Genomic DNA, 18,839 nt, shown 5'->3' with positions numbered 1-18,839 from the left:
AGTTATGGGTAAAAGAAATATTGCTGTTTTTGCAATTAATTTGTCATCAGGAGGAGCAGAGAAGGTTATTAGTTTACTACTTAAAAAATTGTATTTAGAGTATAATGTTTATTTGGTATTAATGAATGATAATATTCATTTTAATATCCCAGGAGGAGTTAAAGTTATTGTCTTAGGAAAGAACGAAGGAAGCTCTTTTTTAAAAAGTTTTAATTTTTTAAAGATAATTTTTAAATATGCTTTTTTTTTAAAGAAAAACGATATAGATATTAGTTTGTCTTTTTTAACACGACCTAATCTAATTAATGGATTTATGAAGTTTTTTAATTCTAATATTAAGGTCGTTATTAGTGAAAGATGTTATCCTTCTATTGCTTATAAGTCTAATATTATTAGGTTTAGGTTATATAAAATTTTATTTCCAATAGTATATAATAAAGCAGATTTATTGTTTTCTAATTCAGAGCACATCAATTATGATTTAAAAAGAAATTTTGGTGTTAAAATACCGATGAAAGTTATCTTTAATCCTGTTGAATTATTGGGAATTAATACCGAAAGTTTTAAAGTGCCAGAAGTAATAGATATTATTTATGTTGGAAAACTAGCAAATATTAAAAACCCATTACTTTTATTGAAAGCTTTAAAAGTAGTTAATATTAGTAATTTAAAAGTAACTTTTTTAGGAGATGGTACGTTAAGACAGATGCTTGAAGAGTATGTTGTAGTTAATAATTTGAATAATGTTTTTTTTAAAGGCGTCGTTAAAAATGTTAGTGAGTTTATGAGTAGAGCATCTTTTTTTGTATTAACTTCTAATTCTGAAGGCTTTCCAAATGTTTTAGTGGAAGCTATGGCTGCAGGATTACCTGTGATAGCAACAAATTGTATGTCAGGTCCTTTAGAAATTTTAAATGAAAATAGAAGTATGATTATACCTAGAGGGGAATTTTATATTGGAAAGTATGGAATTTTAATAAATACTGATGATAGTATAGGGCTATCATTAGCTATAAAAGAATTATGTACGAATAAAGAATTGTTTTTAGAGCTGTCAAGTAAAAGTTTGGAAAGAGCAGATCATTATTCTTTGGATAATATATATAATGAATTAAGGACTGTTTTAAATGATGTTTAATTTTGCTGAAATCAAAGAAAATAGAAATGAGATTCTGATTGTTTTTTTAGGTTCTTTATTAAGTTTCTATTTTCCATCTTTAGGAGGAATAAGAATTTTTGACTTTGTAAGTCTTTTTATTTTGATTAGGTGTTGTAGAAATCAAAAAATTGACTTTACAGATATTAAAGAATTGGGTGTTTTTTTTGTTTTTTTTGTCTGTTATGTTACTATATCTTTTGTTATAAGTATTTTAAATAATTCAACAGCTATTCATGTACCTCGTATTCTTGGTACATATATTGCTGTATTGTATTCAATACTGTTTTTTGCTTTCTTTATACGTAACGTTTCTGGTTTGATTGTAGGTGTTAAATATACGATCTATTTACATGCGTTGTTTTTTTATTTGCAGTTTTTAATGTTTAGGGTAGCAGGAATATATATTGATCTTATAAAACCAATCACAGGTAATGAATCTAGAAATACAGGGGGGCAGTTTAGTATTGATACTTCGATTAGAGCTTCTGGTTTGTATTCAGAACCAGCTTCCTATTCTTTGTTTATTCTAACATTTATGAGTATATATGTGTATTATAAACGTAGAATTGTTTTTTTTGATGTTGTAATTTTATGTAGTGTGTTATTGTCAATGTCTGCTTCTGGATTGATTTATTTATTGTTTTTTATTGGAGTTTTCTTTTTTTATTATTCCAAATCACATTTGTGGCATAAGGTAATCGCTGTGTTTTCTTCTATATTTATTGGTTTTTTTGTATGGAGTACTAATATTGTAGATTTTGAATATATTTTTAATAAAGCATTAAATTATAAAGAAAGTAGTTCTTATCAATATAGAGTTGGTAATACAGAGAAAGTTTTAAGTGATTTGACAGACTCGCAAATGATATTTGGTATTGGATACGCAAATATGGATGTAAATGATGATAAAGGATCTACTTATTCTGCTTTATTTATTGAACAAGGTTATTTATTAGGTGGAGTTTTTTTATTGGTTTTATTCTTTCTGTTAGTGTCTTTTAGGACAAATGTTGGTGTAATATTTTATTTTTTTTTATTGCTTATGGGGACGCATTCGTTTTCTCAGATTCAGTTTTGGATTTGGGTCCTTTCTATTCTAATAATCTCAAATCATTTATCAAATGAAAGAAAAATTTTATAAGTTATTACCTGATTTTTTTCAAAATTGTTTAATTTCAATATTTAATTTTTTGGCTTATAGACAACGTTATGGTGGAGAGTATAGAAATTATTTTAAAAAATTTGAGAATAATAGAGATTTATCAGTCGAAGTTTTAAGGAATTATCAAGCTATTAGGTTTAGTACTTTTTTGAAAGAGGCAATAGCCAATTCTAATTATTATTCGAAGTACAATATTGTTGATTTAAAAGATATTTCTAGATTGCCTATAATTAGCAAAGAAGTTTTACGTAATAATATTAAAGAATTTTATACGATTGATGTAAGTAAGGGTATCGTCTCTAAAACAGGTGGTACAACTGGCAAGTCACTTGAGGTAATTTATAGTCGAAATAATATGCAAGAGCGTTTCGCTATGTTAGATGATTTTAGAAATAGGTTTGGTTATAAATTAGGGAAAAGAACAGCGTGGTTTTCAGGTAAAGACTTATTAAACGTAAGAGATTTAAGTAAAAATAGGTTTTGGAAAACAGATTATTTATATAAAGTACGTTATTATTCAACTTTTCATATTAAGGAGGAGTATTTAAGGTATTACGTAGAGGATTTAATAAAATTTCAACCTGAGTATTTTGTTGGTTTTCCTTCTACTATCTTAGAAATAGCTAAATATGGTTTAAAGCATAGGTACAGTTATCCGGTAGGGGTTACTAAAGCTATTTTTCCTACAGCAGAGACGATTACAGACGAGATGAGAGAATGTATAGAAAGTTTTTTTAAATGTAAAATTTATAATCAATATGCTTCATCTGAGGGGGCTCCATTTATATTTGAATGTAGTGAAGGGAATTTACATTTAGAATTACAAAGTGGTGTTTTTGAGGTTTTAGATGATAATAATGAACCTTCACATACAGGTAGGTTAGTGATAACTTCTTTTACAACAGAAGCTACTCCTTTGATACGCTATGACATTGGTGATTCTATTACTTTGGAGGATAAGTTAAAGAAGTGTTCTTGTGGAAATAATAATCCATTGGTAAAAGAAATCTTAGGTAGGATTGATGATTTTGTTTTTTCTCCTGAGAATGGAAAAATAAATTTAGGGAACGTTTCAAATACTTTGAAAGATACAAAAGGGATTATAAGGTTTCAAGTAATTCAGAATAAACTAGATAGTATTGATATTTTATTGGAAATAGATACTAAAATTTACTCTAAGGAAATTGAAAGTCGATTTGTACGAAATTGGCGTGATAGAATTGGAAATAGTATGAATTTGAATATATCTTATGTAAAAGAAATTCCTGTAGAAAAGAGTGGAAAGTTTAGAATTGTAAAAAATAATATAAAGCATCTAATATCATAATGCATAAGAGTAAAATCATTAGGATTACAACAGTTCCAATATCTTTAAAAACTCTATTGAAAGGGCAACATAAGTTTATGTCTGAAAAGGGGTTTAATGTAGTAGGAGTTTCATCTGAAGGAAAAGAGTTAAATGATGTACATAATGAAGAAAGAATACGAGTTGTGCCACTTGAAATGACTCGTACAATTTCTCCTATTAAAGATTTAAAATCCTTATGGAATTTTTATAAACTATGTAAAGTAGAAAAGCCTTTAATAGTGCATTCTCATACACCGAAGGCAGGTATTGTCGGGATGTTAGGGGCTAAATTAGCGAGGGTTCCAATTCGTTTACACACAGTTGCAGGATTGCCTTTAATGGAAGCAACAGGAATTAAACGTAGTATTCTAAATTTTGTAGAAAAACTGACTTATTCTTCGGCTACTAAAGTATATCCTAATTCAAAAGGATTGTATAATTTTATAGTGTCAGAAAAATTTACTTCTGTTTCTAAGCTTGATGTAATTGCTGATGGTAGTTCTAACGGTATTAATACTTCATTTTTTAATAGAGATGTACTTAATAAAGAAGAGTTAGTAAAATTAAAAGAATCCCTAGATATAAAACAAGAAGATTTTGTATTTGTATTTGTAGGGCGTTTAGTAGGAGATAAAGGTATAAATGAATTAGTTCATGCTTTTAAAAATATTTGTAAAAAGAGCTCAAATGTAAAATTACTATTAGTGGGTCCATTAGAAAGTGAATTAGATCCTTTGCGTAATAGTACTTTAGAGGAAATAGAAATTAATAAATATATTATTTCTGTTGGTTTTCAAAAGGATGTACGGCCATATTTTGCAATTTCGGATGCGTTAGTTTTTCCAAGTTATAGAGAAGGGTTTCCGAATGTAGTAATGCAAGCAGGTGCGATGGGATTACCAAGTATTGTATCTAATATAAATGGCTGTAATGAAATTATAGTGCAGGATAAAAATGGTAGTATTATTCCAGTAAAAAATACGGAAGCTATAGAGTTTGAGATGCTTAAATTTGTAAATGATAAAGAGTACTATAAGCAGTTAAAAGAAAATAGTCGACGAATGATTACAGAGCGTTACGAACAGCAGGTAGTTTGGAATGCCTTATTAGAAGAATATAATAGATTAATAAAGGAATACGAGGGTTCAAAGAATTAGTAATATGTATAAACATTTTTTTAAGAGAATATTTGATTTCTTAGCAGCTTTCTTTGGTCTGTTAATATTTAGTCCAATATTTATTATTGTAATGATTGGTTTGGTAATTGCTAATGATGGTAAACCTTTTTTCTTTCAAGCACGACCTGGTAAGGGAGGTAAGATATTTAAAATTGTGAAATTTAAAACGATGAATGATAAAAAGGATGTAGATGGTAATTTGCTATCAGATGCTGATCGTTTAACATCCATTGGTTCTTTTGTTCGTAAAACTTCTTTGGATGAAATGCCACAATTAATAAATATATTAAAAGGAGATATGAGTTTAATAGGGCCTCGTCCTTTATTGCCTCAATATTTACCTTTGTATAATGCTGAACAAGCAAGACGTCACGAAGTAAAACCGGGTATTACTGGTTGGGCGCAAGTAAATGGACGTAATGCCATTTCGTGGAAACGTAAGTTTGAGTTAGATGTTTACTATGTGGATCATATTAGTTTTGCTTTAGATGTAAAGATTTTCTTTTTAACAATTAAGAAGGTTTTTGTAAGAGAGGGGATTTCACAAGAAGGACAAGCTACTGCTGAAGCATTTAATGGAAATAATTAATTTATATTATGTATTTATACGGAGCAAGCGGACATGGAAAGGTAATTGCTGAAATTGCTGAAGAGTTAGATATAGTGATCGATGGATTTATTGATGGCAATCCTGAATTAAAGTTTCTTTTAAATTATCCAATTGTTGCTGAAACAGCAGAAAATATAGAGGGGAAAGCCTGTATAAGTATAGGAAATAATAAAGTGCGCAAGTTGATTGCAAACAGAGATAATCATTTAGAATATATAGCACTATTATCTCCTAAAGCTAATATTAGTAAACGCGCTAAAATTGGTATGGGTACGGTAGTGATGATGGGAAGTACAATTAACAGTGAGGTAGTTATAGGAGAGCATTGTATTATTAATACAAACGCTTCTGTAGATCACGATTGTATTATTGCAGACTTTGTGCATATTTCTCCTAATGTTGCTTTGGCAGGTAATGTTGAAGTAGGTGAGGGGACTCATATCGGTATTGGTGCTTCAGTTATACAAGGAGTAAAAATAGGAAAATGGTGTACTATTGGAGCAGGAACTGTAATCATTAGAGATGTGCCTGACTACGCTGTTGTCGTAGGTAATCCTGGTAAAATAATAAAATATACAAATCAATAATACACAAAACCTTTCATCACCCGATGAAAGGTTTTTTTATTGCCTAATAAAAACCACTACTTTGCTGATTTTAACTTAATATAATTAGCATTATTCGTACATTTGACATTCCAAAATAGAACAAAAACATTACAATATAATGAAATCAAAAATCTGGTTGTCTTCACCTCATATGGGAGGGCAGGAATTAAACTACATTCACGAAGCTTTTGATCAAAACTGGGTTGCACCCTTAGGACCAAACGTAAACGGATTTGAAGCAGACTTAGAGGCTTTCTTAAAACAAGATGTACAAGTGGCTGCTTTAAGTGCAGGTACTGCTGCTTTACACATTGGATTAATTAATCTTGGTGTTAAACCTGGAGATGAAGTGATCTGTCAGACTATGACGTTTTCTGCTTCTGCTAATCCTATCGCTTATTTAGGAGCTAAGCCTGTATTTGTAGATAGTGAATCAGATACTTGGAATATGTGTCCGATTGCTTTAGAGGATGCGATTAAAAGTAGAATGTTAGCAACAGGTAAAAAACCAAAAGCAATTATCCCTGTTCACTTATATGGTATGCCTGCTAAGATGGATGAGATTATGGCTGTTGCTAATAAATATGAAATTCCAGTATTAGAAGATGCGGCTGAAGGGTTAGGTAGTACATTCAAAGGACAACAATGTGGTACATTTGGTGAAATGGCTGCTTTGAGTTTTAATGGAAATAAAATCATTACTACTTCAGGTGGTGGTGCTTTAGTTTGTTCTACGAAAGAACAGAAAGACCACACGGTATTTTTATCTACACAAGCAAGAGATAACGCGCCTCACTACCAACACTCACACATTGGGTATAACTACCGTATGAGTAATATTAGTGCAGGAATTGGTAGAGGACAAATGGAAGTGTTAAACGACCGTATTGCCGCTCGTAGAGCAAACAATAAGTTCTACCAAGAGTTATTCGCTACTATTGATGGAGTTACTGTATTTGTAGAGCCAACAGAAGATTTCTTTTCTAACCACTGGTTATCTTGTATTACAATTGATGAAAAAGTAGCAGGAAAAAACAGAGAACAATTGCGTTTAGCCTTGTTAGAAGAAAACATTGAAACACGTCCGTTGTGGAAACCAATGCACTTACAACCGGTATTTGCTGATGCCCCATACTATGGAGCTAATAAGGTAGCAGAGCAATTATTTGATTGTGGATTGTGTTTGCCTTCGGGTTCTAATTTATCGGATGAGGATAGAGCAAGAATTGCAGAGGCTGTTAAAGCATTTTTTGCGTAGTAGGTTTCTATAGATTTATAAATTAATTGAGATATAACCATATCTCTTTTCAAGATAGTAAAAAGGTGAACTGATATGGTTCGCCTTTTTTTGTGGTTTATAAAATAAATAAGGCTTATGTTTGCTTGCTAAAGGATAAGAGAGAGTGTTGTATTCAATGCACACACATTATTATACAAAATTTCTAATTAGCTTTCTCTTTTTCCTTTTATACTACGCTGTGCTATTGAGTTTATAAGTCAAAAGATAGTACTTACTCAAAAAATAAGCTACTCTACCTTTTATTTCTTTCGTGAATGCTCTATGATGCCTACACTCGGAAACGGTGTATTATAGAGTTAATTATTTTTCAAGATATTAAAAAGTGCTAACGTTATAGAACGTTATTTACTTTTTGATTTTTTCAAATGTTCTTTACCGTGAATGGTGAAGTAAGTTTTAAATTAAGAGGTAATGTATATTACCTTATTATTACATTCTTTATTTTTATATCGAGCACCTCTGTTTACAGGGGTGTTCTTTTTATAGGGGTGCGGTAGGAATAAAAAAACACGAAGGTATTCTTCGTGTTCTTATATCTATTATGAATGTTTTCTTTTATAACTTAAATAAGGCTTTAAGTTTCTTTTGTTGTAGTATATTTCAATATTGTTTTGTGTGCAATATTCTTTTGCTGTAAAGCTTTTTAATTTGTATTCTTCTCCAATAATTCGGACATCAATTTTAAAAGTGCGTAATATATTTTCTACATCAACTTCAGTTTCATAAGGAATAACTTCACTGACATACTTACAGCCGTTTAGCTGTATATAGCGGTTTGTTAGATTATTGTTATGTACTGCTTCTATTTGTTTTTTGGGTGTGGTGTTTAAGCCAACGATTAAATAGTCGCATTGTTTCCGGGCTTCTTCTAACATTTGGATATAGCCTGCATTCAAGTGACTAAATGCAACAAATGTGATACCTATTTTCATTGTGAGAATGTGTTGTTTTAAAAGTAATTTTAGAGTATTGCTCTGTAAAAGAAGCAATCGCAATTATAAAGAAAAATATTCTATTGCTATATTTTTTGCTTCACAATAGTCTTTCGCTACAAATGCGTCTTTATAACGTTTGTGTACAAAACGGATATTGATATAGAAAGAACGCATAATGTCTTCTACGTCTTGTTCTGTTATATAAGGAATGATTTCATCAATTAGTTCACAATTGTTTAATTGTACAAAACGCTCTGTTAAACTCAGGGTAGCGGGTTCTGTGTAGTTGTGATCTTTTGCCGGATTGGTTTGTAGTCCAACGATTAAATAATCACAGTGTTGTTTAGCGTCTTGCAACATAGCTAAGTACTGAGCATCTAAGCTGTAAAAAGGGCTAAAGGTGATTCCTACTTTCATTGTTTTGTTGATTTTGGGCAAATATAGCAAAATTGCTGTGTGGTTGACATTCTTTATTGAGCGTGCCTACTTTTTACTTCTTTCGCTTAAATACGCCAAGAGGTCCGTTGGCTTTAATGTATTTGTTTAAGAGCTTAAAGGGAACGGTAATGTTTTGCTGCTTTAAGCTAACGTGTAATAGGGGGGCTTCGTAAAACTGGTAAGAGATTCCGTAGTTGTTTATGCCAAACATTTTATCGGTTATATCCCTGTCTATCGTTGTTGGTTCCCAATGGTGTTGAAGTAGGTAATTGTAGATTACTTCTTTTGCTTGAGGGAGAAAACATTCGTCAAATGTGATATAGTTTCCTGTGTTGGTGTTTATTAACTTGGTTTCATACGCAATGGGAACAGTGTCCCCTGACCAGTGTACCGAATGGCTGTTTAGCTGTATGATGTTATTGGCGTTATAGGCTACTTTGACGTTGTGTATAGCATAGTGTAACGAATCTGGCGGTAGGGAATTGATTAGAATATCCCACGCTTGTAGGTTGGGGGTTGAATAGGTAATTGGTTGGTCTAAGATGGTTTGGCGATTGTTTTGTAAATGATAAACTAATTCGTCTTCTACGGTTGTGAAGTCTGCTACAGAATTAACAACAAGTGCTTCTATTTTTCGATTGATCTCTTTTTCTATAGCCGCATTGGTATGTGCAATAGTCGGATAAAGCCATTGGGTTTTGTGTAGGTCTTGTAGGTTGTATGCTCCTTCTAAGGCTGTTTTAACCTGTGCTTGTTCTATAAACTCGGCTGTGTTGAACTTTTTGATATAGGTATGGTTGGTGGGCTGTTTTGTTAAATACAATTTGGTATTGACAGCTTTGTTAAGGTAGTGTTCTGTTATAACTAAGGTTTCTGCGTCATAGGGCTCAACTTGCATCATAAAAAAGGAAGTATGTGCCTTTGTTGCGTTGCGCAGTCCGGATGCGAAGAACGTAAAGTAAGGCGGGTTAAACGCTTTGGTGTTGTAGTTATACGTGCTGTTGTAATCGTATTGTCCGTATAAGTTGATGGCTTCTTTTTGGTAATAGTCAGTATATACAGCGGTAATCTGATTGTCTAAATGGGTTATGCTGATACTAATAGGGTGTTTATTGTCTATTAGCCCTTCGTAATAGTTGGTAATGGCATTGGGTAGTTCTACGGTTGTTAGGCGTACGTTGCTTTTTATTTCTCTGCTTAAGTTAAACTGGGCATAGATTGTAAAGAAGGGTAATAGTAATAGGATAAATAGGGTTTGTGTTTTGTAGTTCATTATATGGTGTTTTGTAAGGAAGGGCAAAAGTAGTTTTAATGGGGGGTGACAGGGTGTTAAAATGGGTAAACCCCCGTTTTTAGTGAGGGAAGGCGGGGAAGCGGGAAGTGGTAACGGCCTAATGGGTTGCTTTACTCAAGAAAAAGGGGGGTTCGGCTGTTTTAACATTGTTTAGTTGTGAATGAATTACTCGTATTGTGGAATAATTTTGTATTTTTGAGAACTTAAATCAAAATACATATCGCACTTATTGCAGTTTTCTTTGTTTTTTCTATCTGTGGAATAGGAGATTGTCGAATATTGACTTTATTTTAAGAATTGCGTGGCATGTAAATTGTAACTTGTATTGTGGGTGATGTTTGATGAAGAGGAGTGATTTGAGTGCTACGGGAGGGGTAAGCCCAGTTTTTAAAATTTAAAGTAAGTAAATGAAGGATTTTTATAAACCATCGAATATAAAATCTACTAAAGAGGATGTGGTTAAGGTATATGCGAGTCAGGAAGAGGCTTCTCAATATACGGCTAATCGTATTGCTGCGATTGTAAAAGAAAAGCAAGCGAAGGGAGAGAATGCGATTATGGGATTGGCAACGGGTTCTACGCCGAAAGGGGTGTACCAGGAGTTGATTCGCTTGCATAAGTATGAGGGGTTGAGTTTTAGAAATATGATTACGTTTAACTTGGACGAGTATTATCCGATGATGCCGATTGAGGAGCAGAGTTATGTGTCGTTTATGAAGAGTAATTTGTTTGATCATATTGATATTGTGAAGGGTAATATTCATATTCCAGATGGGACGTTATCTATTGAGGGAATTCAGGAGTATTGTGAGTTATATGAGCAGAAGATTGCAGATTTTGGTGGATTAGATATTCAGTTGTTGGGGATTGGTCGTACGGGACATATTGGGTTTAATGAGCCTGGTTCTGGAGATTTGTCTAAAACGCGTTTGGTGACGTTGAATGACTTGACTCGTGAGGATGCGTCTGCTGATTTTGGGGGTAAGGAGAAGGTACCGACACAGGCGATTACGATGGGGATTAAGACGATTACGGATGCGAAGGAGGTGATCTTGCTGGCGTTGAGTAAGCGCAAGGCGGAGATTATTCAAAAGGCGATTGAAGGGGTTGTTTCTGCGGAGGTGCCGGCTACGTTTTTACAGAAGCTTCAGAATATTGAGTATATCTTGGATGAAGAGGCGGCTTCGTTGCTTCGCAAGGGGTGAAATGTGAAACCATGATGTGTGAAACGTAAAGCGTAAACCGAAAACGGGGAACCGGGAACGGGGAACAGGGAACCGGGAACTGGGAACGGGGAACGGGGAACGGGGAACCGTGATGCGTAAATCGAAATACGTTAGTTAAAATATATAGGACTGTCAGAGATGATGGTCCTTTTTTTTGGTGTGAATTGAGATGCGTGAATCGTGAATCGTGATGCGTCTTTGTGGGGATGTATTATGCAGGTTTGTTTATAAATAAACAATAGGGGGCGAACACGTGGGTTCGCCCGTACGGAGCGCGGGGCGTGATATGCATTCGTGAACTGGAAACCGAAAACTGGGAACCGAAAACGGGGAACCGAAAACTGGGAACCGAAAACGGGGAACCGAAAACTGGGAACTGAAAACTGGGAACCGTAAAATCGTGAAACGTGATGCGTGATGCGTCTTTGTGGGTATGTATTATGCAGGTTTGTTTATAAATAAACAATAGGGGGCGAACACGTGGGTTCGCCCGTACGGAGCGCGGGGCGTGATATGCATTCGTGAACCGTGAACCGAAAACTGGGAACTGAAAACTGGGAACTGAAAACCGATATGCGTAAACCGTCAACCCGTTAATTGTAAACTAATAAAAAAGACATTTTGGCTAATTTCTATTGAACGGTTTGTGATAAAAGAATACCTTTGGGTTTGAAGAAGAAATTGATCATTTAAAAATATAGATACGTGAAAATATTAGTTACTGGTGGTTTGGGATTTATTGGTTCTCATACTGTGGTGGAATTGCAAAGTAAAGGTTATGAGGTAGTAATTGTGGATGATTTGTCTAATTCGTCTGTGGATGTGTTGGATGGTATTGAAGGGATTACTGGGAAACGCCCGACTTTTGTGGAGTTGGATTTGAGAAAGGAGGCTGGGGTTGAGAAACTTTTTGCTGCTCATACGGATATTACTGGGGTAATTCACTTTGCGGCGTCTAAGGCTGTGGGGGAGAGTGTGGAGAAACCGCTGTTGTACTATGAAAATAATATTTGTCCGTTGTTATATGTTTTGAAACAATTGGAACAAAAAGAGAAGAGTCATTTTATCTTTAGTTCGTCTTGTACGGTGTATGGGCAGGCGGCGCAAATGCCGATTACTGAAGAGGCTCCTGTTCAAGTGGCGTTGTCTCCGTATGGAAATACAAAGCAGATTGGGGAGGAGATTATTGCGGATGTGACTAAGGTGAGTAATATTGATGCGATTTTATTGCGTTATTTTAACCCGATTGGGGCGCACGAGTCTGGATTGATTGGGGAGTTGCCGTTGGGGGTTCCTCAAAACTTGATTCCGTTTATTACGCAAACGGCTATTGGTATTCGAAAGGAGTTGTCTGTGTTTGGTGATGATTACAATACGCCTGATGGTACGTGTGTGCGCGATTATATTCACGTGGTGGATTTGGCTAAGGCACACGTGGCTGCTTTGGATAGATTGGTGAAGGGTGAGAATGTGGATAAGGTGGAGACGTTTAATGTGGGTACTGGTAAGGGTACGTCGGTGATGGAGATCGTGAATACGTTTGAGGCTGTGACTGGTGTGAATTTGCCGTATAAGATCGTGGATAGACGTGAGGGTGATATTACTGAGGCGTATGCGTGTACGAAACGTGCGAACGAGGTGCTGGGCTGGAAGGCTGAACAATCGCTGGAGGAGTCGTTGCGTAGTGCGTGGGCGTGGGAACAGAAGGTGCGTAAGGCGTAAGGCGAGAACCGAAAACCGAGAACCGAAAACCGTGCTGTGTGAAATGTGATACGGGAACCGTTAATCTAAAATATATAAAGGACTGTCAGAGATGATGGTCCTTTTTTTATGGATATAATTTGACAGATAGTTTATCGGTAGGCAATACTTTGCGTCTAACATTTGTATATCACATTTGTATTGCGTTAATCGGGAACTGGGAACGGGGAACCGATATGCGTGATGCGTGAAATGTAATGCGTGAACCGAAAACCAGGAACCGAAAACCGATATGCGTGAAACGTGATGTGTTTTTGTGGGTATGTATTATGCAGGTTTGTTTATAAATAAACAACGGGGGGCGAACACGTGGGTTCGCCCGTACGGAGCGCGGGGCGTGATATACATTCGTGATGCGTTAATTGGGAACAGAAAGCTGGGAACGGGGAACCGATATGTGTGATGCGTGAAATGTAATGCGTGAACCGAAAACCGATATGCGTAAAACGTGATGTGTGAATTGTAAATATTGAAACTTTTATATCCGAATAATTGGGTGGTATGTTGGTTTTTATTGCTGATTTTTTGGTTGAAGGAAAGTGTAATTCAATTATCTGTAAATATCTGGGGTGTTTTGTGTTGTTTTTATTAATATTTTAATTTTAGTGTTTTTTTAATATATTTTTTAGTTTATTTGTATATGTTAATAAATTAAAATTATATTATTATGAAAAAGATATTGTTTTTGGTATTGCTTGTTGTTGCTTTTGTTGGTTGTAGTAGTGATGATAACAATAAGGAAGTGTTGGTTAAGCAAGAGTTAATATTGGGTGCTGAAAAGACCAAGATTACTGTTGGTGATGAGCTTGTGTTTTCTGCTGTGGATAGTGAGGGTAAGGTAGTTGATGCTGCTTTTTATATTGAGGATAGAGAAGTGAAAAATCCTGTGAAGTTTGATAGGTTAGGTGTTTTTTATGTGGTTGCAAAGAAAGAGGGGTTTAAGGATAGTAATGTGTTGAAGGTGTTTGTGCACGAGGAAGCTGTTGAGGAAATACCAAATGATAAGCCTATCTTTTTTACGCTGGATGGAGAGGATGTTGATTTTGAAATTGTGATGCTTGGAATTGCGACGGAGATTGTTGTGATAGATGGAAAGAATGTGAAGGTTGATAAGGTTGTGGAGCTTGAGAATGGTAAGTTGGCAAATGTGTATGAGCTTGGACCTGCTGGTGATGATAATGCTGCTTTCTTGACGTTTTATGTGGTGAATGAGTCTATCGTGCAAAAAGATGGGGAGATAGTGGATTATGGTAAGCGTGTGTTGCCTAATAAAAATAGTGAAATTGTGTTTGAAGATTTCTTTTTGATGGGGGAGCAGAATGCGGAAGTGGATAAGTCTTCTTTGAAGGGGTTTGAGCTTGTTTTTGAAAAGTTGATAGTGGACAAAAATGGTGTAGGTGTTGGAAATAATGGGATTAATGCTGAGATTGATGTGGCGTTTTCTTTGGTTAGTGATGAGCATGAATTGAAGTTTGCGTTTAATGGAAATGTTATTTTTTCAGAGAATTAGTTTTGAAAATGGGGAAGCGTGAAATGTAAAACGCAATGTGTGAACCGAAAACGATGTAGAGTATATTCAACAAAAAAAGGACTATCAATGCGATAGTCCTTTTTTGTGTATTTACAAGTTGATTGTAAGCTTAAAATGCTGTAATCTCATTGTGATATTTTAGTTGTTATTTAGAAGGAGTGGTAAAATCCATTGAACGGAAACTTCCGTTGTAGTTGATTTTTATACCTGGCGCTTCAATAAGAATTTTAGTATTTCCTCCATCGTTAAACCCTTTTAATTTTGCGTCAAAAGTTTTGAAGTGGCTCTCTTTTATGTCATAAAACTGAACATTTTTAGATACCCATCCACCAATATTAAGTTCACGCTCTGGATTTTCACCTGGTAATTGTAGTGGTAATTTGATGTCTTGTAATACTCTTTTTGTTATTCTCATCATTGCTCCTTGTGCTTCACCGTTAACTCTTCCGAAATCAGTAGTAGTTGCAGATATTACAAAGTTTGCATAGTAAAGAGTTGTGAAACCAGCTTTTACAGAAAATATTTTAGGTTTTTTAACGCCATCAACAGTTTCTGATTCTACAAGCATTCTTACTGAATTTGGGTCGATTTCGTGACTAACACCATTAATTTCAATAAAGAATTCTGCTGGTACTTTTTTAGCGACAACCTTAATTTCTATTTCAGAACTATTGTTGTATCCTTCTTTTGATGCTGTAAATTTAAAAGTACCTTCTTTAGTTGTAGTCCAAGTTCCGTTTGTAACTACTTTTCCGTCTGCATCTTTTATAATAGCATCAGCTACTTGTTTTACTCCATCTGTAACAGAGAATTTAACTATATCTCCAACTTCTACTGATGTATAGTTTGCAGTAATAGCTAAAGTTTTGATTTCGTCTTGTTCTCCTGCCCCTTTTTCAACAGTAATAATTATTGGCTTACTTGTTTTAACTCCAGCTTTTTTAGCGATAACTTCATAAACACCTGATTTATTGAATTGGTGGGGTGTGTAGATTTGTTGATCGCCAATGAATAATTCTGCTTGACTTTCTCTTTCTCCGTTAAACGTAATCATAAAGCGTACAGATTCACCTCTGACTACATTGGTTTTTGTTGCTTGTACTTCTAATGCTTGTTCTACTGATACAACTTCTTTTGCATTGTCATCACTACTACATGATGTGCCTAATACTGTTAGCCCTGCTATGAAAAGGCACATTATTAATTTTTTCATAAATATTGGTTAATTAATTTCTGGCGCAAATTAACAATGTTTTATTTAATTTTAATAATTGAAAAGCTTCGTAAACCCTTGTAAACATTGAAAAAACAGAACTTTAACGTCAATGGGTATAATTATATATATTATTGTGTATTTTATTGCTTTTCAGATTAATATTTTTAAAGATCGTTTTTACTTATTTGATGTCTTTTTTTAGATGATTTGTTAATGTTTAAAAGGGCTGATATAATTTCCTCATTGTTTTATTTGTATGTTTTTAGGTTGTTTTGTTATTAATTTTTCAAATATTGATTTATTTTATTTGTTGATATGTATTTTAATTTTATATTCGTGGCGTTGTAAAGTTAATATTAAGTAAATATTAACTTTTTAAATCGTTTAACAGTTAACTAACAAATAGATCTATAATTATGAAAAAAATCGGTTATGCATTAATGTTGGCGGCTATGATTGCTGCATGTAGTAGTGATGATAATAGTGTTGAGGGACCAAAAACAGAGGAAGGTGTATTAAAAACTTTAAAATTACAGGCATCGACTACTACTGTTGTTGTTGGTGGTGAAGTGACTTTCGCCCTTTTAGATGACGCGGGGAAAGAAGTTGATGGTGCGGTGATGCTTGATGGTAAAGAGATTTCTAAAAAGTACGTTTTTGATAAAGTTGGGGTGTTTAAGGTTGTTGGTGCTAAAAAAGGATTTAATGCAAGTAATGAGGTTACTATTACTGTGTCTGAAAAAGAATTGGCTCCGTTGACATTAAAGGCAAGTGCTGTTGAAGTTGAGGTGGGACAAAAAGTTACTTTTGAAGTGATGAGCAAGGATGCTGCTGTGAAAGAAGGTGTGAAGATTTTTGATTTGAAAGCAAATAAAGAATTAGCAGGAATGGAATTCGTAGCAACTGCTGCTGGTGAGTTTGAGTTTTTAGCGAAAGGTGAGGGGTTTGCTGATAGTGAGAAGGTTACTGTTAAAGTGAAAGAAGCTGTGAAGACGTTGGGTACTAAAGTTACTATTAATGGAATTTCACATGTTCTTTCTTCTGTTAATATGGAACTTAAAATGACAAAAGATGATGTAACCAAAGCTAAGCCTATTGATATGGGGAATGGTGTTTATGGAAATGAGTACTCTTTTACAATTTACCTTAATCAAGACGATAAAAATAATTCAGGGTTTATTTTCCTTGATTTTTTAGTTGAAAACCCTACTATTAAAGTAGATGCAGCTGGAAAGGTTACAGATTTTGGTAAACGTGTATTACCTACTAGTAATTCTAAGATAAAATGGAAGGCTATTTGGTCAAGTAATGATAATTATAAAGTAAATAATTTAGGGTCTTCTATGAAAGATGCTATTACTGTGTTTGAAAAAATAACTTATGATACTACGCCTTATAGAACTGGAAGTTATAATGGAGAATTAGCTGTAGGAATAAAGTATAAAGCAGGTGATGTGAATTTTAATTTGGATTTAGAATTTAATGGTAAATCTATTTTAAGAGAAAGATCAGAATAGTTTGAATATCATTTTTTTAATTATTATTTAGTAGAGGGAGAGCTTTTGAGTTCTCCCTTTTTTTTGGTAATAATGTTAGTAGAGATAACTAAATGTTTGATTTGTTATGTTTTAAAGTAGTATTTTTTGTTTAGAAAGGTTATTTAATTATGCTTTTTTTGTTAATATTTAGTTTTTTAAAGAGTGGTTATTGTGTTTTATTTATATAAATAAGAGAAGAGTATGAGTTAAATGTAAAAATAATAGGTTAATAGTGTATTTTTTGTGTAATGTTTGATTTGTTGTATTTTTTTTAATTGTTTTTTATGTTATTTGTTTGACAATTAATTAAATACGAAAAAAGAATATGAAAAAGTTATTATTTCTATTATTAGTTACTACTGCTTTTATTGGTTGTAGTAGTGATGATAACAACAGTGAGGTTCCTGTTGTTGTTAAACAGGAGTTAGTGATAAGTACTACTAAGGTTAATGTAATTGTTGGAGAGGAACTTGTGTTTACTGTAAAGGATAAGGCAGGTAAGAAGGTTGATGCTGGTATTTATGTGGATAACAAAAAAGTGACTAATCCAGTGAAGTTTGATCAAGCAGGTAAGTTTAGCATTGTTGCTAAGAAAGATGGTTTTAAGGATAGTGCTGTGATTACCGTGAATGTAAAAGCTAAGGGAAAGGTGAATGGATATAATGTTAATGGTTTTGAAAAGGAAATTGAGCTGGTTATTTTAGATGTAATTCAAGTTGATACGATAGATGTAAATGGTAAAGCTATTGTAGTAGATAAGGTTATTGAGCTTGAGGATGGTAGATTAGCTAACGAGTATGTATTAATGCCTTTGGAGCAAAATAATTATACTTTTTTGACTTTGTGGGTGGTAAATAACTCAATTGTGAAAAAAGACGGGGTAATTGTTGATTATGGGAAACGTATTTTACCTACTGAGGTTAGTAAAAAATCAGATATTGTTTTTGCTCATTTTTTTGTAGTAGGAGGAGAGGAATTTATTATGGAGAATTTTTTAACTGTTGATAGTTTTGTATTAAACTTTAATAGGTTAGATGTTCTTAATAAAGGACTTGGTGCTGGTGATCAAGGAGTGGATGGACAAATAGATATTTCTTTTGATTTGAAAAGTGATGAGAATATTATTGCATTTAGCTATTCTGGAGATATTCATTTTACAGAGAGTATTGAAAAGGAGAGTAAAGCGTTTAAAGCAAGAAACAATTAAAGTTCATACTTGAGTAAAATAAAATTGTAATGGTTTAATACAATTAATTCATTTGTAAGTGGGGAAGGTAGAAGAAATTCTACCTTTCTTTTTTAAAATAAATTTGACTGTAGTTCGATTTATTAAATATTAAAAAGTTTTCTTAAATTTAATTTAATATTAACTATTCTTGTTGTGGTAGGCTTATTATTAAAAGTGTATTAATGCTTATTTATAGTATTATTTATTTATAAAAATTGGTTTTTTTATGTTTTAATCTGATTATTTCTTTTTTAAAGGTTTGTAATTTGTTAATTTTTATTACATTTAGTTTTTGAATAATTTAACG

At 33.4% G+C, this 18,839-nt stretch carries 16 protein-coding genes; 12 read left to right on the top strand and 4 right to left on the bottom strand.

The features are described 5' to 3' along the window. The first annotated feature begins 4 nt into the window (after positions 1–4). The 7 genes from BLT46_RS03295 to BLT46_RS03265 all read left to right on the top strand — a co-directional run bounded on the left by BLT46_RS03295 (position 5) and on the right by BLT46_RS03265 (position 7,323). Positions 5–1,138, top strand: a complete 1,134-nt coding sequence (locus BLT46_RS03295; protein ID WP_090406162.1) for a glycosyltransferase — start codon at positions 5–7, stop codon at positions 1,136–1,138. After that, the gene (locus BLT46_RS03290) at positions 1,128–2,300 is read left to right on the top strand and encodes an O-antigen ligase family protein (protein ID WP_090406159.1); all 1,173 of its coding nucleotides are present in this window, start codon (positions 1,128–1,130) and stop codon (positions 2,298–2,300) included. The genes BLT46_RS03295 and BLT46_RS03290 overlap by 11 nt, the downstream gene beginning before the upstream one ends. Further along, positions 2,281–3,648 carry a phenylacetate--CoA ligase family protein gene (locus BLT46_RS03285; protein ID WP_090406156.1) on the top strand — a complete coding sequence of 456 codons (1,368 nt, stop codon included), beginning with the start codon at positions 2,281–2,283 and terminating at the stop codon, positions 3,646–3,648. The genes BLT46_RS03290 and BLT46_RS03285 overlap by 20 nt, the downstream gene beginning before the upstream one ends. Next, complete coding sequence (locus tag BLT46_RS03280; protein ID WP_176770713.1) at positions 3,648–4,826, top strand: glycosyltransferase family 4 protein; 1,179 nt, start codon at positions 3,648–3,650, stop codon at positions 4,824–4,826. The genes BLT46_RS03285 and BLT46_RS03280 overlap by 1 nt, the downstream gene beginning before the upstream one ends. A gap of 4 nt (positions 4,827–4,830) precedes the next feature. After that, positions 4,831–5,436: a sugar transferase gene (locus tag BLT46_RS03275; protein WP_090406153.1), complete on the top strand. Its 606-nt coding sequence runs from the start codon at positions 4,831–4,833 to the stop codon at positions 5,434–5,436. Between the two features lie 8 nt (positions 5,437–5,444). After that, positions 5,445–6,044 (top strand): acetyltransferase, encoded by a 600-nt coding sequence (locus tag BLT46_RS03270; protein WP_090406150.1) that lies wholly within the window; start codon positions 5,445–5,447, stop codon positions 6,042–6,044. A 139-nt stretch (positions 6,045–6,183) separates the two neighbouring features. Then, positions 6,184–7,323, top strand: a complete 1,140-nt coding sequence (locus tag BLT46_RS03265; RefSeq protein WP_090406147.1) for a DegT/DnrJ/EryC1/StrS family aminotransferase — start codon at positions 6,184–6,186, stop codon at positions 7,321–7,323. Positions 7,324–7,904: 581 nt separating this feature from the next. Here the strand turns inward: BLT46_RS03265 and BLT46_RS03260 are convergent. From BLT46_RS03260 to BLT46_RS03250, 3 genes are all read right to left on the bottom strand, one after another. After that, complete coding sequence (locus BLT46_RS03260) at positions 7,905–8,297, bottom strand: nucleotidyl transferase family protein (protein ID WP_090406144.1); 393 nt, start codon at positions 8,295–8,297, stop codon at positions 7,905–7,907. 63 nt (positions 8,298–8,360) lie between these two features. Continuing rightward, positions 8,361–8,717 carry an ethanolamine-phosphate cytidylyltransferase gene (locus BLT46_RS03255; protein WP_090406141.1) on the bottom strand — a complete coding sequence of 119 codons (357 nt, stop codon included), beginning with the start codon at positions 8,715–8,717 and terminating at the stop codon, positions 8,361–8,363. A gap of 73 nt (positions 8,718–8,790) precedes the next feature. Next, positions 8,791–10,011 carry a hypothetical protein gene (locus BLT46_RS03250; protein WP_090406138.1) on the bottom strand — a complete coding sequence of 407 codons (1,221 nt, stop codon included), beginning with the start codon at positions 10,009–10,011 and terminating at the stop codon, positions 8,791–8,793. Positions 10,012–10,439: 428 nt separating this feature from the next. Here BLT46_RS03250 and nagB point away from each other — a divergent pair, with 428 nt between their 5' ends. From nagB to BLT46_RS03235, 3 genes are all read left to right on the top strand, one after another. Continuing rightward, positions 10,440–11,237, top strand: coding sequence for a glucosamine-6-phosphate deaminase (nagB, locus tag BLT46_RS03245; protein WP_090406135.1), 798 nt, complete (start codon positions 10,440–10,442; stop codon positions 11,235–11,237). A gap of 726 nt (positions 11,238–11,963) precedes the next feature. Next, complete coding sequence (gene galE / locus BLT46_RS03240; protein ID WP_090406133.1) at positions 11,964–12,980, top strand: UDP-glucose 4-epimerase GalE; 1,017 nt, start codon at positions 11,964–11,966, stop codon at positions 12,978–12,980. Between the two features lie 706 nt (positions 12,981–13,686). Next, complete coding sequence (locus BLT46_RS03235) at positions 13,687–14,529, top strand: putative periplasmic lipoprotein (protein ID WP_090406129.1); 843 nt, start codon at positions 13,687–13,689, stop codon at positions 14,527–14,529. A 166-nt stretch (positions 14,530–14,695) separates the two neighbouring features. Here BLT46_RS03235 and BLT46_RS03230 read toward each other — a convergent pair whose 3' ends face one another. Beyond that, positions 14,696–15,763: a hypothetical protein gene (locus tag BLT46_RS03230; RefSeq protein WP_090406126.1), complete on the bottom strand. Its 1,068-nt coding sequence runs from the start codon at positions 15,761–15,763 to the stop codon at positions 14,696–14,698. 419 nt (positions 15,764–16,182) lie between these two features. On the opposite strand from BLT46_RS03230, the gene BLT46_RS03225 reads away from it, so the two are divergent. Both BLT46_RS03225 and BLT46_RS03220 read left to right on the top strand, forming a co-directional pair. After that, entirely contained in the window at positions 16,183–17,283 is a 1,101-nt protein-coding gene (locus BLT46_RS03225) for a cupredoxin domain-containing protein (RefSeq protein ID WP_090406122.1), read from the top strand. A 346-nt stretch (positions 17,284–17,629) separates the two neighbouring features. Beyond that, the gene (locus BLT46_RS03220) at positions 17,630–18,511 is read left to right on the top strand and encodes a putative periplasmic lipoprotein (protein WP_090406118.1); all 882 of its coding nucleotides are present in this window, start codon (positions 17,630–17,632) and stop codon (positions 18,509–18,511) included. Positions 18,512–18,839 lie beyond the last annotated feature (328 nt).

This window comes from Myroides phaeus, from assembly GCF_900099675.1.
GTDB classification, from domain to species: Bacteria; Bacteroidota; Bacteroidia; order Flavobacteriales; family Flavobacteriaceae; genus Flavobacterium; species Flavobacterium phaeum.
Note: the sequence above shows the minus strand (reverse complement) of the source record. Positions and strands in the feature narration are given on the sequence as shown.

What these genes read in the sequence shown, in the direction of transcription:
- BLT46_RS03230 (WP_090406126.1), bottom strand. Translation starts at nt 15,763, where the DNA reads ATGAAAAAATTAATAATGTGCCTTTTCATAGCAGGGCTAACAGTATTA.
- BLT46_RS03220 (WP_090406118.1), top strand. Translation starts at nt 17,630, where the DNA reads ATGAAAAAGTTATTATTTCTATTATTAGTTACTACTGCTTTTATTGGT.
- BLT46_RS03285 (WP_090406156.1), top strand. Translation starts at nt 2,281, where the DNA reads ATGAAAGAAAAATTTTATAAGTTATTACCTGATTTTTTTCAAAATTGT.
- BLT46_RS03280 (WP_176770713.1), top strand. Translation starts at nt 3,648, where the DNA reads ATGCATAAGAGTAAAATCATTAGGATTACAACAGTTCCAATATCTTTA.
- BLT46_RS03265 (WP_090406147.1), top strand. Translation starts at nt 6,184, where the DNA reads ATGAAATCAAAAATCTGGTTGTCTTCACCTCATATGGGAGGGCAGGAA.
- BLT46_RS03275 (WP_090406153.1), top strand. Translation starts at nt 4,831, where the DNA reads ATGTATAAACATTTTTTTAAGAGAATATTTGATTTCTTAGCAGCTTTC.
- BLT46_RS03270 (WP_090406150.1), top strand. Translation starts at nt 5,445, where the DNA reads ATGTATTTATACGGAGCAAGCGGACATGGAAAGGTAATTGCTGAAATT.
- BLT46_RS03250 (WP_090406138.1), bottom strand. Translation starts at nt 10,011, where the DNA reads ATGAACTACAAAACACAAACCCTATTTATCCTATTACTATTACCCTTC.
- BLT46_RS03290 (WP_090406159.1), top strand. Translation starts at nt 1,128, where the DNA reads ATGATGTTTAATTTTGCTGAAATCAAAGAAAATAGAAATGAGATTCTG.
- BLT46_RS03260 (WP_090406144.1), bottom strand. Translation starts at nt 8,297, where the DNA reads ATGAAAATAGGTATCACATTTGTTGCATTTAGTCACTTGAATGCAGGC.
- BLT46_RS03295 (WP_090406162.1), top strand. Translation starts at nt 5, where the DNA reads ATGGGTAAAAGAAATATTGCTGTTTTTGCAATTAATTTGTCATCAGGA.
- BLT46_RS03255 (WP_090406141.1), bottom strand. Translation starts at nt 8,717, where the DNA reads ATGAAAGTAGGAATCACCTTTAGCCCTTTTTACAGCTTAGATGCTCAG.
- BLT46_RS03225 (WP_090406122.1), top strand. Translation starts at nt 16,183, where the DNA reads ATGAAAAAAATCGGTTATGCATTAATGTTGGCGGCTATGATTGCTGCA.
- BLT46_RS03235 (WP_090406129.1), top strand. Translation starts at nt 13,687, where the DNA reads ATGAAAAAGATATTGTTTTTGGTATTGCTTGTTGTTGCTTTTGTTGGT.
- nagB (WP_090406135.1), top strand. Translation starts at nt 10,440, where the DNA reads ATGAAGGATTTTTATAAACCATCGAATATAAAATCTACTAAAGAGGAT.